Raw genomic sequence first — 14317 nt, forward strand, 5'->3', positions numbered from 1 at the left:
CTATTCTACAGAAGCATTCTGTCTTGCTTCCGCATATTGTGGTTGCGGTACACGTAGACAGCCGTGCCTATCCTCGCTACGACAGCCGGCTCCGCCCGATCCGCAAGGACCGATTCTCGGCTTCTCGACGGCAGCGTCATCAAATAATTGAAGTCAGGGTGGTTGACCAAATCGGACAAGAATGCCGACTTTGTGCTGCCCGGATTGCGCGTGCCGTTAAGCGCCTCGATCATATCGGCTTTGGTTTCGATGCCGACGCCGTGACCGAAGTATTGATCGTCGGCCATCTTGATCACATTTTCCCCTTGCCATTCCGGCCTGTCGTCGTCATGATCGGGATTCTCGAAGTAGAGAATATCGCCCGGATAAGCTTCCACGTAGCTATAAAGCGTAATTAACCGCAGATCGTTGTCGTACGTCCAGTCGTACAGCAGCAGGTCGCGGAAGTGGCGGTTGAATGTTGCCTCCCCCAGCGTATCCAGCACCGCCTTGTACAACAAAATGACGATGGCCGTTGCGCATTCGAAAGCATACAGCTCGCCGTTAGCATATATATCTCTTATGCCGTCCGAAGGAAGCACGCCCGGTCTTAGCTTGAAGCCGCCAGCCTCCGTACGGGTCCATAGCCGCTCGTTGCACCTTGATTTTTTGAATACCGCAAAGCTTGCTCCGCTGTCGTTCAAATCTTTGGCTGCCTGCACAATATTAGCCCTCAAATCAAGCTCGAACTGCAACGCTTTAAGCGATGGATACCGATATACCTCAGGACTGTTCTCCTTCTGACGCACGATGCTTCTCTGCAGCTCCGTAAGCGGCAGCTGGCTAATCTGCCCTGCATTGCTGCCCGTAATATTAATCACCGTCATACCTCCATATATCCGCATTCGTGTATAGGTTATTGTACGTGAGGTGAGCGCTTTTGGTGAGACGCAAGGTGAAACGGCTAACGCCGTCCTTTGGCGGTGATGCGCGTTTCATTCCGGAGAAATATAAGCACAGTATAAGCAGCCCATTTTATACTTTCTTATATTTGAATCAAGATAGGCGTCCGCAGCCGCTCTAACGATCATGAAACTGTCACAGACAAGAAGGCCGATTTGTCATACGATAAAGTTAAGAGACTGGAATGAAGTGATGAGGAGCGTGAGATTCCATGAAAAAAGAACATATCGTCCATTTCAAAGTCATTCGCGGCGCTTCGTCCGAACGGATGAGAGGGCTTATATTTTTAGAGGAAAATGAGCAGCCGACTTCCGAGCATTTCGAGCAATGTCTGAAACAATGCGGCTTCGAGGTTCGCCTTGCGAACAAGGAGCAATTCATCTATAAGCCGGTTGATCCGAGCGAGGACTATACGATTGATGTGCTAGAGAATTACGGCAAACAAAACGGCGACCTGCAAAGCGATCATTTGGCGAGAAGCTTCATGAAGCCTAACAGGCCCATCTAATAAATAGCTCATAAAATCGCAGAAATAATGGCAAGCTACCTTTGTCCGTATATCTATTGAACAAAGGTTGGATTGTATGTCGGTAAATAGAAGGCTGAAGCTCGCGCTCATCGGCTTAAGCGTGCTGCTCTGTTCGTCCTCGCAGGCATCGTATGCTTCTCCCTTGATTAAGAAGGACCGCAGCTATTTTGAGAAGAAGGGCGATATGATCTGGGAGGTACAGACCGATCAGAAAGTAATCGCCTTAACATTCGACGACGGGCCGGATCCGGTCGAGACGAATGCCATTTTAGACTTGCTCAATCGTTATGGGGCGAGAAGCACCTTCTTCGTGATTGGGAAGCGCGTCAAACAGTTTCCGGAAGTCGTACAACGAGTCATCGGCGAAGGGCATGAGGTGGCTAACCATACTTACAGCCATGTATTCTTTCACCTGCCTTCTTCGAAGCGGATCGTTCGCGAGGAGATCGAGCGCACAGAGCAAGCGATAATCGAAGCATCCGGCCGAAGAACCTATCTGTTCCGTCCGCCCGGCGGTATCTATGACGAAACCATTATCCAAGTTTCGAATGAAATGGGACTTGTCCCGATTATGTGGTCCTGGCATCAGGACACGGAGGATTGGAACCGGCCCGGTGTGCGGCATATCATCAATAAGGTGCTGAACAATGTCCGCAATGGCGACATTATTTTGTTCCACGACCACGTGGAAGGTAAGACGCAGACGGTCGCTGCGTTAGAGGTTATTTTGCCGGAGCTGCAGAAACGCGGCTACAAAATGGTGCCCGTCTCCGAGCTCCTTCGCTCGGCCGTCCCGATGACGGGTCGCCAGGAGAGCGGCAGCCGCTAACCGGTTAGCTAACAAGCCACAGCCAAGGCATCCCTTCAAGGACAGCCTTGGCTGTGGCTCGTTCTACGCGGCATTTGAGTTCCAAACTCGCTGTTTCTCCCCCTAGCTGTGACAATAGCGAAAGTCCTTTCCCTATTACACACACGCTCGCCGTTTCCGAGCAAATAGCGTAACCTTTTTACGCTATTTGCCCCCTACCGCGCACCCAAGCATGCTTGGGCCTATAACTCCTCGAACTTGAGCGCCTGCTCGAGATCGTTCAGCAAATCTTCGGCGTCCTCGATGCCGACCGATATACGGACGAGCCCGTCTGTGATGCCGAGCGCTTCGCGGCGCTCCTTCGGAATCGAGGCATGCGTCATCTTAGCCGGCACCGAGATGAGACTTTCCACCGCGCCTAGGCTTTCGGCCAGCGTGAAGTACTGAAGCCGTCCAAGCAACGCCGCTGCCCTCGCCTCGCTCCCGACATCGAAAGAAATAATACCTCCGAAACCGCGCGCCTGCCTCAAAGCCAGCTCATGCTGCGGATGACTCTCCAGTCCTGGATAATAGACCGCGCCCACAACCTCGGGATGACCGTCCAAGTACGAAGCAAGCTGCCGCGCATTATGCTCATGGGCTTCCATTCGCAGCCCCAGCGTCTTCAGTCCGCGCATAAGCAACCAGCTGTCCTGCGGACCAAGCACGCCGCCAGTTGCGTTCTGAATAAAGTGCAGCCTTTCAGCCAGCTCCCCGCTGTTCACTACGGCCAGGCCCGCAACGACATCGCTATGTCCGCCCAAATATTTCGTAGCCGAATGAATGACGATGTCCGCACCAAGCGTAATCGGCGTCTGCCAGTACGGTGTGCCGAACGTATTGTCGACGATAAGCAGCAGCCCTGCAGCCTTTGACCATTGCGCCAACTCGGCGATGTCCGACACCTTGAGCAGCGGATTGGTCGGCGTCTCGACGAACAATGCCTTCGTATTCGGTTTTAGCGCAGCGTCCAGCTCGCCGTAATCGGTCGTGTCCACGAACGTCGATTCGATGCCGAGCCGCTCAAGCACCTTCGTCGCGATACGGTACGTGCCGCCGTACACATCATCCGTAATCAAGATGTGATCGCCCGCGCGCAGCAGTCCGAATACCGCATGAATAGCCGCCATTCCCGATGCGAAGGCGAATCCGGCCGTCCCTTCCTCCAGGTCGGCGATCAGCACCTCCAGCGCATGACGCGTCGGATTGCCTGTACGCGAATATTCATATCCTTTATGAACGCCGACGCTATCCTGCTTATACGTGCTGACCTGATAGATAGGCACGCTTACAGCGCCCGTATGCGGATCGATCGGCTTGCCGCCATGTATGAGCTTCGTCCTCGGTTTCATGTTATGCGCCCCCGCCGTATATATTTTTGCTCAAATAACGTTCGCTGCTATCCGGAAATAAGGTTACTATCCGACTCCCCGCCTTCGCCCCCGCCGCCTCATCCAGCGCCGCATGAAGCGCTGCGCCTGACGAGCTGCCGACAAGCAAACCCTCCAGCAGCGCCAGCTCCTTCACTCTCGCGAACGCATCATCATCTTGCACGGTATGAATCGCATCAAAGTATCCGGGATCCATGAACGGAGCGAGCTTCTCGACGCCGATCCCTTCCGTCCGATGCGAGCCTGCCTCTCCTCCCGCAAGAATCGAGCCCTCCGGCTCTACAATGACCGTCTTGATCCGCGAATCCTGCTCCTTCAAGAAGCGCGCCGTCCCCATGAACGTGCCTCCCGTTCCCGCTCCCGCGACAAATATATCAAGTGCCCCATCCATATCGCGCCAAAGCTCCGGCCCAAGCGTCCGATAATAGGTTAACGGGTTATCCTCATTCGTGAACTGTCCCGGGATATAAGCGCCAGGCAAAGTCGCCGCCAGTTCCTCCGCCTTGCGAATCGCCCCGCTCATTCCTTCAGATGTCGGCGTATGCACAATCTCGCCGCCAAGCGCCCGCATCAGCTGCTGCTTCTCGATACTGAACTTTTCCGGTACAACGAACACCGTCCGGATCCCCCGCCGCACCGCTGCAAGCGCCAAGCCAATGCCCGTGTTGCCGGCCGTCGGCTCGATAATTGTCCCGCCAGGCTTCAGTCTGCCGTTCTCCAGCGCCCGCTCCAGCAGGCTCAATCCAAGCCGATCCTTCACGCTGCCGCCCGGATTCATAAACTCCAGCTTTGCATACAACTCCACACCCTTTGGCAGCTTAAATCCCGTCACCTGTATCAAAGGAGTGTTGCCGATCAGCTCGTGCACGCTTCTATACAACACCATGCGTCACTCCCCTTCTCAGCTTTCGACCGGCTTGACCTTGACCGCTTCCATCAGCCATACATAACGATTCAAGGAATGGAACGAGACATGAAACCCATTCTCCTTGAACAAGCTTTCAAGCACATCTAATGTCGTATAATATTCGGTCCGTAAATCGTTCAGCAGTTCCATATACCCCGCTGCCTCCGCGGCCGTTTCAATGCTGTGCCTTGCAGCCTCGTCCTGAAATGCCGTATCCGCAAAAATAATTTTGCCGCCGTCACCGAGCCAAGCTGCATATTGCGCGATCGCCAGCCCCTTCTCCTCATCCGTCAGATGATGGAACGCATACGTACTGACAATCGTATCGATCGACTCTTCGATAGCCGGATAGTCGAGGAAATCTCCCTCAAGCAGCGCTGCTGCCAACTGACGTTTGCCAAATTGCGCCCGCATCCCAGCAGATGGCTCAATGCCGTATACGCGCAGCCCTTTGGCGAGCAGTTTCTGTGTCAGATTGCCCGTTCCGACACCAAACTCGACGACCGTTCCGCTTGCGCGAGCAGCTACCGCATTCAAAATATCATCATATCTATCGAACACTTCCTTATACTGCACGTCATGTCCCGTCACCGTTTGATCGTAATGCTCCGACCACTCGTCGAATAGCTTATTAAATTCGGTTCCCACTCCGCATCCGCCCTCTCTGGCTCGAACTATGAAAACCAACCTCGTTCATAAGATTAATTGTATATACCGTTAACATATGAGCGTCGAAAGGCCAAGGTGTAAGCGGAAGCAAGCCAATCGCGGTTTTGTGCGGATGCCTACTATCTCGAAAATATATAGGATTAGACTGACCCAAAAATAAAAAAGCGACCGTCTAGGACTCAAAAATAAAGTCTTAGATTGCCGCTGTTTTATTCTGCTTCGATTAAAAGCAACTCGTAAGTGGCAACGACGCCTCCTTGAATGCCATGCTTATCCTCGTATTCCTTATACATGTCGGTAAATAGGCGTCGAGAGCTTAGTCCTCTGGGCGTGGTGGCTTCAGAAGTACTTGCGCCCATCGCTTTAACCGAAAGAAGGAAATCTCTTGGGGAGATGTACGTTTCCTTTTGAATGTCCTGCTTACACTGGATATTTGAAAACCCTGCTTCCTTAAGCAAGTTATTCCACTGGGCAGTTGATAGAAACGATAGTCCGTGCCGTTGAGGCTCCATTCCGTTGGCGCGATAAACGCCATCAAAAGCCTGATGCAGCTCGCGAAACGTATCCGGCCCGAATGTCGTGAACGCCAGTAGGCCGCCAGTGCGAAGAATCCGCTGAATGTGGTTTAGCGTTTGCCACGGATGACTTAGCCATTGGAAGCAGGCATTGGAAACGATAAGGTCGAAGGAATCCGTCGGGGCCTCAGAAGCCCACGTCTCCACATCAGCATGAAGAAAGCATGTATTTGAGTTGACGCGTTGTTCAGCTACTGTGATCATCGCGGGTGCAATGTCTAGTGCAGTAATAGATGCGGCGGGCCACTGGTTCACCAAAATCTCGGTAAGAGCACCTGTGCCGCAGCCAATTTCAAGAATGTTAAGTTCGTCCGCATGACTTTTGCTTTTCCAGTCTAAGAGTGATTTTGCAAGCCGGTCTGCCATCGAACGTTGTACATCGGCGTGAATGTCATACGATCCCTCTGCACTGCGATTAAATTGACGCCGAATTGCGGTAATCCGACTGTTCATCCCACCATCTCCTGAATTGTTCAACAATCTCTTCTTCCCTTCCCAAAAACGGAGCATGCCCGCAAAAAGGTATTGTATGAAGCACGGCGTGAGGCAATGATGATGCAAGCTCCGACGCGGCGCCATAAGGACATATTTTATCCTCAGTCCCATGCACAAGAAAAACCGGACAATCGATTTGTTTAAGTTGAGACAAGAGTTCGTTGCCGCGCAATATCTGAAGGCCCGCGATTAGCGCCGGGATCGTCCAGGAGCAGCTAGGAGGAAGGCTCTTGTCCAGCCCCGCTTCGAATTCGGATTCCGTAAACAGCATTTGGCGAAATTTTGTTTCTACCGCCTCGCGGTCCTTCGAAAGACCTGCAATCATCTGTCTAACATACACATCTGCCCAGCCGCGATCAGCCTCTTCTTTCGGACGAGTAAATCGAGCCGTTGCCGCAAATAAAACAAGGCCATCAGCTAGACCTGCGGCCGCGAGTCTTAGCGCCAATAAACCGCCGAGCGACCAGCCTCCGATTAACAAAGGGCCACATAACCCCTTTGTAGAACGTAGACTCTCTGCCGCCAATTCAGTCTGAAGCAGTATACTCTGCGGAGTATTTGCATCGCTGTAGTCAACGGATATATGGTGAAAGTCTGGCAACAACCCGCGCAGCCTATCGAAAACCGAGTCCTGTATGCTCCATCCGGTCAGCCATAAGACGGTGCCGAAGTTGTCCCGTGCGATCATGGACGCAGCACCCCCATTTGAAGCCCGATAGTGCAGATGCAGTCGGCTGCATCGATTAGTTCTCTATCCGAATGCATTGCCGATAATGAAAAGCGAATTCGTGCTGTACCTTCAGGGACAGTCGGCGGGCGAATTGCAACCGCAGCGATCCCTTCCTTTTCAAGCGCGCTGCTGAAACGTAATGCGGTATCGTTATCGCCAACGATTAACGGTACGATAGGAGAGTCACCGTCACCAATTTTGAAACCCGCGTTGCAAAGCGAGCTGCGAAATACTCTGCTTGCCTTGTATAATCTTTCTCGGCGCCAGTGATCCGCTTTTACCAACTCTAACGCCTTTGAAATACCGGCTACGAGAGAAGGCGGCAACGCAGTTGAATAAATGAGCGGTCTTGCTTTGTTCAACAACCACCGAATCAACGTGCGGCTGCCGCAAATATAAGCTCCGTAAACGCCGAATGATTTACTAAACGTACCCATATGAATATCAACATCGTCTTTCAGTCCGAGCTCATGACACAACCCCTCGCCGCGCCTTCCGTAAATTCCCCCGCTGTGCGCCTCGTCCACCATGAGCATCGCTCCGTACTCGCGTTTGAGAGCGACGAGTTCGTGCAAGCGCGCTTGGTCGCCATCCATAGAGAAGACAGCGTCAGTAACGATCAACTTTCGCCGATTATCGCGATACTTATTCAACAATGTCCGTAAATGCTCCATGTCGTTATGACGGTACCGGGCATGCTCCGAGCGACTGAGTACGACGCCGTCCACTATGCTTGCATGATTCAACTGATCGCTGAAAACGACATCTCCACGGCTAACAAGCGCGCTAATAACACCGGAATTAGCCATATAGCCGTTTGCAATAACTAGTCCGGCCTCGCAGTTCTGCCATTCGGCCAGCGATTCTTCAAGTCGGCCGTAGGGCAACCGGTTGCCTGTGACAAGGCGCGAAGCGCCGGATCCGACTCCTTCGGTTAATAGGGCTTCCCTCATTGCTTCGATAATGGCAGGATGGTCGGCGAGTCCAAGATAGTTATTGGAAGAAAGGTTGAGCAGCACTCGTTCTCCTCGCACCGTGTACCCAGGCGATTCGGAGACGATACTGTGTTCGCGCAATGAACGCTCCAACGAGGCTTCTGCCAATGCTTCGAGTTCTTTTTCCATCCATTTCATGGTGTCACCGCCTTACAGGGCGTTCAATTCAATCTCGAATCCTAAATCTTCGATGATTTGATGATCAGATGATACTTCTTGTCCTACAGTTGTTAAATAATCGCCTACAAAAAGTGAATTTGCGGCGAATAAGGACAGAGGCTGAAGCGTACGGAGGTTCACTTCGCGACCGCCCGCTACGCGAATTTCTTTAGATGGACAAATGAAACGAAACAGGGCAAGCACCTTTAATCCTTTCATCGACGGCGTTCGGCCTGCATGTTCCAAAGGCGTTCCCGGTATCGCGTTCAAGAAATTGATAGGAATCGAATCCGCATCGAGCTCGCGAAGCGCATAGGCCATTTCTACGATTTCTTGATCGGTCTCGCCCATGCCGATAATAACGCCGGAGCAGGGAGACATGCCGTGCGTCTTAACCTTCTCTACGGTTTCAACGCGTTGATCATATGTATGGGTCGTCGTTATAGAGGAGTAGTTGGCTTTGCTCGTATTCAAATTGTGGTTATACCGATGAACGCCCGCTTCGGCAAGCCGTTTGGCTTGATCGTCCTTCAGAATGCCCAGACATGCGCAAATTTTTAGCGGCATCGTTTCACGAATTTCTTTAACCGCATCAACTACTTGATTAAGCTCCTTGTCTGTCGGACCTTTACCCGCCGCTACAATGCAATAGGTTCCGGCCTTGCGTGCCATCGCTTCGCGCGCTCCGTCAAGCAGCGTCTCCTTATCGAGCAAGGTGTATTTTTTCACGGGCGCCGTTGAAACAATAGATTGCGAACAATAACCGCAGTCTTCGGGGCAAAGACCGCTTTTGGCGTTGATGATCATGTTCAGCTTCACTTTTTTGCCGTAAAAATGTTTTCTCACCGTAAACGCGGCATTCATGATAAGCAGCACTTCGTCATTGTCGGCTTCGAGCACGGCGAGTCCTTCCTCTAACGTTAGACGCCCCCCGCTCAATGCTTTCTCGGCAAGAGATTGCCACTCCATTACTGCAATCTTAGTTCCCAACTTATTCATCCTCCCATGGACCCAATAGCAATCGCGTCTCTAATAGGCGCGAGTTGTATGGTTTTTCGTAAGGTATGTATCAACGTTTCTGAATTCGCATCGGCATGCAAACGGGGAAACCGGCCAAGGACCTTAAGTCCGCCGTAACGTTCGATGAGCTCCGCATTCGAAGCGATGCTTGGATCGTCAACCGGCTCCGTTAACTTGATGTCATTCATAATGACGCCTATGATCGGAACTCCGCGTTGCCTAAGATAGGACGCCGTCAGAAGCGTGTGGTTAATCGTGCCCAGACAGGAACGGGCTACGATCAGAGCAGGCATCCGAAGTTCCGAAATAAAGTCAGCCATGAGGGCGTCATCGGTCAACGGTACCGCGACACCGCCGGCGCCTTCGACGATCAGCGCCTCGTAACGTTTAACGAGCGGTGCGCTAGCCTCGATAAGCTCCTTGAGCGAAAGTGTAACCCCAGACTGCTTGGCGGCGAGCATCGGTGTTACAGGAGATTCGAATGTAAATGGTGCCACCGCTTCAGGCCGTTCATCGATTCCCGTGAGTTGCACCAGTTTTTCAGCATCGGTCATTCCGCTGCCAATTCGCGCACCCGATTGAACCGGCTTCCAAACACCAACATTCAACCCTTCGGCTCTAAGCACGGCCGCGATGGCGGCCGTAACCATTGTCTTTCCCACCCCAGTGTCCGTTCCTGTCACAAATAAACCGTTTATCGTTTCGGCGTTCGCTTTGTTCATGTAACCGATGCTCCATCGGTAACGCTTATTATCGAGTCAGCCAAAATATCTGTCATTTCATCCAGCTCAGCTTCAGTACTGGCAAGCGGAGGAATGAAAACAATCACATTGCCTAGCGGCCTCGTTAGCATTCCGAGCTCTCTGGCTCGCAGACTTGCGCGAACGCCGATCCGCTCTGCCCATTCATAGGGCTCTCGCGATGCCTTATCTCGAACGAGTTCGATACCGATCATCAGTCCCTTTTGCCGGATTTCGCCGACATGCGGGCGATCTTTAAGCGGTTCGAGCTTATGCTCAATGAATGATGCCTTTGCTCTTACCCCTTCAACCATCTTGCGTTCTTCCATTAGCTTCAAACTAGCCAAAGCAACGGCACAACCAAGCGGGTTACCCGTGAAGGAATGGCCGTGGAAAAATGTCTTCTGTTCTTCGTAATCGGCATAAAACGCGTTATACACTTCATCCGTCGCTAGCGTCGCTGCCACAGGCAGATAGCCTCCGGTAAGTCCTTTCCCGATCACCATCAAATCCGGAGATACGCCTTCGAGATCGCATGCGAACATAGCGCCCGTCCGACCGAAACCGGTCGCCACCTCGTCGGCGATAAGCAGGACGCCATGCTTGCGGCAAAGCGCAGCCATCTGGCGTAAACAGTTCGGCGGCATGACGATAATGCCGCCGGCGCCTTGCACGATCGGCTCCACGATGAGGGCCGCAATCTCCTCTGCACGCGTCTCGAGCAGATGACTAAGCGCCGTTAGCGTAGCCTCCAATGCTTTCGTCTCACCGCCCTGATGGCGATAAGCGTATGGATATGGGATGACGTGCGAAGGAAATAACATGGGGCGGAACACATCGTGATAGAGAGGAATCGCGCCAACGCTAACCGCGCCGATTGTATCTCCGTGATACGCTTGATTCATCGTTATGAACGACCTTTTACCCCGTATCCCCTGGTTATGCCAGTATTGAAAAGCCATTTTGATCGCGATCTCGACCCCGGTTGCTCCCGAATCCGAATAAAAGACTTTGTTTAATCCTTTCGGAGCGATCCCCGCCAGTTTCTCTGCAAGCTCGATTGCGGGCACGTTAGCCATTCCGAGAAGGGTTGAATGGGCGACGCGTCCTAACTGATCCGTGATCGCCTGATTTAGCTCCGGCACGTTGTGACCATGTACGTTGAGCCAAACGGATGAGAAACCGTCATAATAAGCGCGTCCTTGGACGTCATACAACTTGATTCCCTCACCCCGTTCGATAATAAGGGGATCGGAGTTATTGTAGTCTTTCATCTGAGTGAAAGGATGCCATAAGTGTTCCTTATTCAGGGTAGAAAGTCGTTCAAAATCCGTTATCACAAATGATCACCATCCAATAGTTTATTAATTGTTAACCTAAATCTATTATACTTTGGTTAACAATTAATGTAGCCATATTATCAGATAGAGACGGCACTGTAAAGCACTTACACATGGATCGAAACAAAAAAACAGCGGCAGACTTGGACTCCATATAGAGTCTCAGGCTACCGCTGTTTTCAATCTTACAATTCCGTCGTCTTAAGGGTTGTGCCTAGTGTTGTTAATCGATACAAACCGACAACAACGGGATTAGACTGCACCAATCCTTCACGCAAAAGGCTTTGGAGCGAAGGGTTGATGTCGGTTGGATTCCCCGATTCTTTCGGCAGCTGGCCAGCAATTTGCGCCGGTGACTGCCACTCCGTGGTTAGAGTCAATAATATCGATTGTTGCAGTGGAGTCAAATTCATGTTTCGTTCCTCCATCATTCATCTTTAATGAAAAGCAATACGTTTCCATAGTGCTTCATAAATCGTTTATAATCCGACGTTCCCTTCAGAGCAACTACGGTTGGGTACGCATTTACTTTGCGTTGTTTTAATGAAGTTAACATTTCTTTCTGTTCGACGCAATGAAATTTCCCGTCTTCATACTGAATAAGAAGCGGCAGAAGAGCAGAGGAAAGTTCATCTGCTTCATTAACACAGTCCTTCCCTGACTCAATTCCGTCAAGCTGGATGAGACGCAAAGGAAACTTCACGACGCCAAAGTAGATATGCTCTTCTTGTAGCCAGTCGTGTGAATGAGGAGCAGCCTTTCTGGAAAACAGCTGATAACATTGAATCCATTCCTCAAGCATCCCTATCTCCGCAAATTTAACGGCTGACTGAACGGTTGGAGCATAGGTCAGCTGTCTGTCGTTTTTCTTCGAATAGATGATTTTCTTCATGGAATCCAACGATAAAAAATATTCGTCCGCAAGCTCCGATACGGTCATCCCTTTGGCATACTTATTGCGGATCATCATATTGCGTCTCTGCAATTGATCACGATAGCCGGACATTTCGCCCCAAGCCCTTTTTTCCTCACCGGTAGGAATATAAAGCAGCTTCCCGGCCGCGTATTTTTGGATTTCTTTCAATAGCTTCTCAGGTATGATGTCGCCGGCATTTTCATATTTCATGTCATCACCATCTACAGGGCGTAAATTCGATCCTTCAACTCACTGATTGATTTCATAATAGACTCGCAGGATTCTGTGTCATCAATCGAGGCATGCCAGCGCAAAACATCGATGCCCTTATAGTAAGCCATACACAAATATCTTTCTTTAAAATCCGGGATGACGATATTCCTTTGGTTGCAATACTCAACCAGCAATTCCGGTATGTTTAAGTAAGGCTTATTTAGGTCCATAATTACAAAATCCAAAAGGAAATCGCAAATGCCGGATCTGCTCCAGTCGGGAAATCCGACCGTTGTCTTGCCGTCGGTAATCATATTTTCGAAAAACGTATTATTGTTTACCAAATAACGTTTACCTTCGCAATAATGAATTCTGTCGTTCATTTCCTTCAAGTACGCTTCGACAAAATCACGATCCAAAATCGTCGTATCGAATAGTTCCTTCCAATTAAACCAATAGCCCTCTTTGTCCTCTGCAAAGTTGCCGATTAGATAATCCCTGCAGGTGCTGTACTCTGTTTTACAGTCCTCGTCAAAATCACCGTAACCCGCCAACCCTGCTATATCCGATGCACTAATTTCAAATATTTCATCAAAAAACAACTCGTAGCAATCTGCGAACTGATCCGGGTTTAATAGATCCGCGACAAACCCATTCGGCGTCATGCTCACCCGATCAGAAAGCATGGATTTAATGATATGGTCATTACTCATGTCTCTATCTCCTTTACACCTGCTAATGGTAAACTCATCAGTTGCGCACCTGATATGTGGTAATAATACCATCGGCCATGTACCCGGATATAGGCAATGAATAGGTTTAATCAACTTCACACTCACAGCTGTAATTAAGCGTTTATCGTGACGTAATCGCGCCAACGACAGGATGTGGGACATACGTCTCTTCCATCGATGCAATTTCTTCAGCAGTCAACGTTATGGAAAGAGCTCCTACCGCTTCTTCGAGATGGGACATTTTTGTAGCGCCGAAGATCGGAGCGGTTACCGGTTCTTTTTGCAGCAACCAGGCAAGCGCAATCTGAGCGCGGGGAACGCCGCGTTTTTCCGCGATTGCCGCAACCCGCTCTATAATAGAGAGGTCTGCACTAGCCATTGCGTCATACTTCATTTTCTGGGCTTGGTCGGTTTCGGAACGATAAGTGGTTTCGGACCAATCGCGTGCGAGCCTTCCGGATGCAAGCGGGCTATAAGGAATGACACCGATCTTCTCTTCTTTGCAGAGCGGCATCATCTCCCTCTCTTCCTCACGGTAGATGAGGTTGAGGTGATTTTGCATCGATACGAATCGCGTCCACCCGTTTCTCTCGGCAACATGCAATGCCTTTTGGAACTGCCATGCGAACATTGCTGAAGCGCCTATGTATCTTGCTTTCCCGGCCTTCACAACGTCATGCAGCGCTTCCATCGTTTCTTCGATTGGCGTATCGTAGTCCCAGCGGTGAATCTGATACAGATCTACATAATCCGTTCCCAGTCTCTTAAGGCTCTTATCGATTTCGCTCATGATGGCCTTACGGGAAAGACCGGCACCATTGGGACCCTGATGCATACGGAAATGAACCTTAGTCGCCAGAACAATTTCATCACGATTGGCGTACTCCTTTAATGCGCGGCCAACGATTTCTTCGCTCGTTCCGTCTGAATATACGTTCGCCGTATCAAAAAAATTGATGCCTAGCTCCAAAGCTCTTTTTATAAAAGGACGGCTGTTCTCTTCATTAAGTATCCAAGGGTGGGTCCAACGCTCCGCTACACCAAAGCTCATACAGCCAAGACAAAGCCGTGATACATCCAGGCCTGTATTTCCGAGTTTCATATAATCCATTTCA

Annotated in this window: 16 protein-coding genes; 2 read left to right on the forward strand and 14 right to left on the reverse strand. The window is 50.7% G+C overall.

From position 1 onward, the window contains the following. Window positions 1-5: 5 nt before the first annotated feature. The gene (locus AC1DF0_RS21500; protein ID WP_477575261.1) at window positions 6-860 is read right to left on the reverse strand and encodes a protein-glutamine gamma-glutamyltransferase; all 855 of its coding nucleotides are present in this window, start codon (window positions 858-860) and stop codon (window positions 6-8) included. A 293-nt stretch (window positions 861-1153) separates the two neighbouring features. Here AC1DF0_RS21500 and AC1DF0_RS21505 point away from each other — a divergent pair, with 293 nt between their 5' ends. Both AC1DF0_RS21505 and AC1DF0_RS21510 read left to right on the forward strand, forming a co-directional pair. Then, window positions 1154-1450, forward strand: a complete 297-nt coding sequence (locus AC1DF0_RS21505) for a hypothetical protein (protein WP_442048473.1) — start codon at window positions 1154-1156, stop codon at window positions 1448-1450. A gap of 76 nt (window positions 1451-1526) precedes the next feature. Next, window positions 1527-2300: a polysaccharide deacetylase family protein gene (locus AC1DF0_RS21510; RefSeq protein ID WP_442048472.1), complete on the forward strand. Its 774-nt coding sequence runs from the start codon at window positions 1527-1529 to the stop codon at window positions 2298-2300. A 221-nt stretch (window positions 2301-2521) separates the two neighbouring features. Here the strand turns inward: AC1DF0_RS21510 and AC1DF0_RS21515 are convergent, their stop codons facing one another. The 13 genes from AC1DF0_RS21515 to AC1DF0_RS21575 form a co-directional block, all read right to left on the reverse strand. Further along, on the reverse strand, window positions 2522-3670 hold the full coding sequence (locus AC1DF0_RS21515) for a bifunctional cystathionine gamma-lyase/homocysteine desulfhydrase (RefSeq protein ID WP_477575262.1): 1149 nt from the start codon (window positions 3668-3670) through the stop codon (window positions 2522-2524). Window position 3671: 1 nt separating this feature from the next. After that, on the reverse strand, window positions 3672-4595 hold the full coding sequence (locus AC1DF0_RS21520) for a PLP-dependent cysteine synthase family protein (RefSeq protein ID WP_442048470.1): 924 nt from the start codon (window positions 4593-4595) through the stop codon (window positions 3672-3674). Between the two features lie 15 nt (window positions 4596-4610). After that, window positions 4611-5264 (reverse strand): class I SAM-dependent DNA methyltransferase, encoded by a 654-nt coding sequence (locus AC1DF0_RS21525; protein ID WP_477575263.1) that lies wholly within the window; start codon window positions 5262-5264, stop codon window positions 4611-4613. A gap of 230 nt (window positions 5265-5494) precedes the next feature. Next, complete coding sequence (gene bioC / locus AC1DF0_RS21530) at window positions 5495-6313, reverse strand: malonyl-ACP O-methyltransferase BioC (RefSeq protein WP_477575264.1); 819 nt, start codon at window positions 6311-6313, stop codon at window positions 5495-5497. Continuing rightward, a complete protein-coding gene (locus AC1DF0_RS21535) occupies window positions 6276-7043 on the reverse strand; it encodes an alpha/beta hydrolase (protein WP_442048467.1) in 768 nt (255 codons plus the stop codon). Before AC1DF0_RS21535 ends, bioC begins: the two co-directional genes overlap by 38 nt. Further along, on the reverse strand, window positions 7040-8218 hold the full coding sequence (gene bioF, locus AC1DF0_RS21540) for an 8-amino-7-oxononanoate synthase (RefSeq protein ID WP_477575265.1): 1179 nt from the start codon (window positions 8216-8218) through the stop codon (window positions 7040-7042). The genes AC1DF0_RS21535 and bioF overlap by 4 nt, the downstream gene beginning before the upstream one ends. Window positions 8219-8230: 12 nt before the next feature. Continuing rightward, window positions 8231-9208, reverse strand: a complete 978-nt coding sequence (bioB, locus tag AC1DF0_RS21545) for a biotin synthase BioB (RefSeq protein ID WP_475822520.1) — start codon at window positions 9206-9208, stop codon at window positions 8231-8233. 26 nt (window positions 9209-9234) lie between these two features. Continuing rightward, window positions 9235-9981: a dethiobiotin synthase gene (bioD, locus tag AC1DF0_RS21550; protein WP_477575266.1), complete on the reverse strand. Its 747-nt coding sequence runs from the start codon at window positions 9979-9981 to the stop codon at window positions 9235-9237. Then, window positions 9978-11339 (reverse strand): adenosylmethionine--8-amino-7-oxononanoate transaminase, encoded by a 1362-nt coding sequence (bioA, locus tag AC1DF0_RS21555; protein ID WP_477575267.1) that lies wholly within the window; start codon window positions 11337-11339, stop codon window positions 9978-9980. Before bioA ends, bioD begins: the two co-directional genes overlap by 4 nt. A 185-nt stretch (window positions 11340-11524) precedes the next feature. Then, window positions 11525-11752, reverse strand: a complete 228-nt coding sequence (locus AC1DF0_RS21560) for a hypothetical protein (protein ID WP_477575268.1) — start codon at window positions 11750-11752, stop codon at window positions 11525-11527. 14 nt (window positions 11753-11766) lie between these two features. Next, the gene (locus tag AC1DF0_RS21565) at window positions 11767-12465 is read right to left on the reverse strand and encodes a CD3324 family protein (protein ID WP_477575269.1); all 699 of its coding nucleotides are present in this window, start codon (window positions 12463-12465) and stop codon (window positions 11767-11769) included. 11 nt (window positions 12466-12476) lie between these two features. After that, on the reverse strand, window positions 12477-13181 hold the full coding sequence (locus AC1DF0_RS21570) for a hypothetical protein (protein ID WP_477575270.1): 705 nt from the start codon (window positions 13179-13181) through the stop codon (window positions 12477-12479). Between the two features lie 142 nt (window positions 13182-13323). Then, entirely contained in the window at window positions 13324-14313 is a 990-nt protein-coding gene (locus AC1DF0_RS21575) for an aldo/keto reductase (RefSeq protein ID WP_477575271.1), read from the reverse strand. Window positions 14314-14317 lie beyond the last annotated feature (4 nt).

This window comes from Paenibacillus sp. 05T425 (assembly GCF_056396205.1).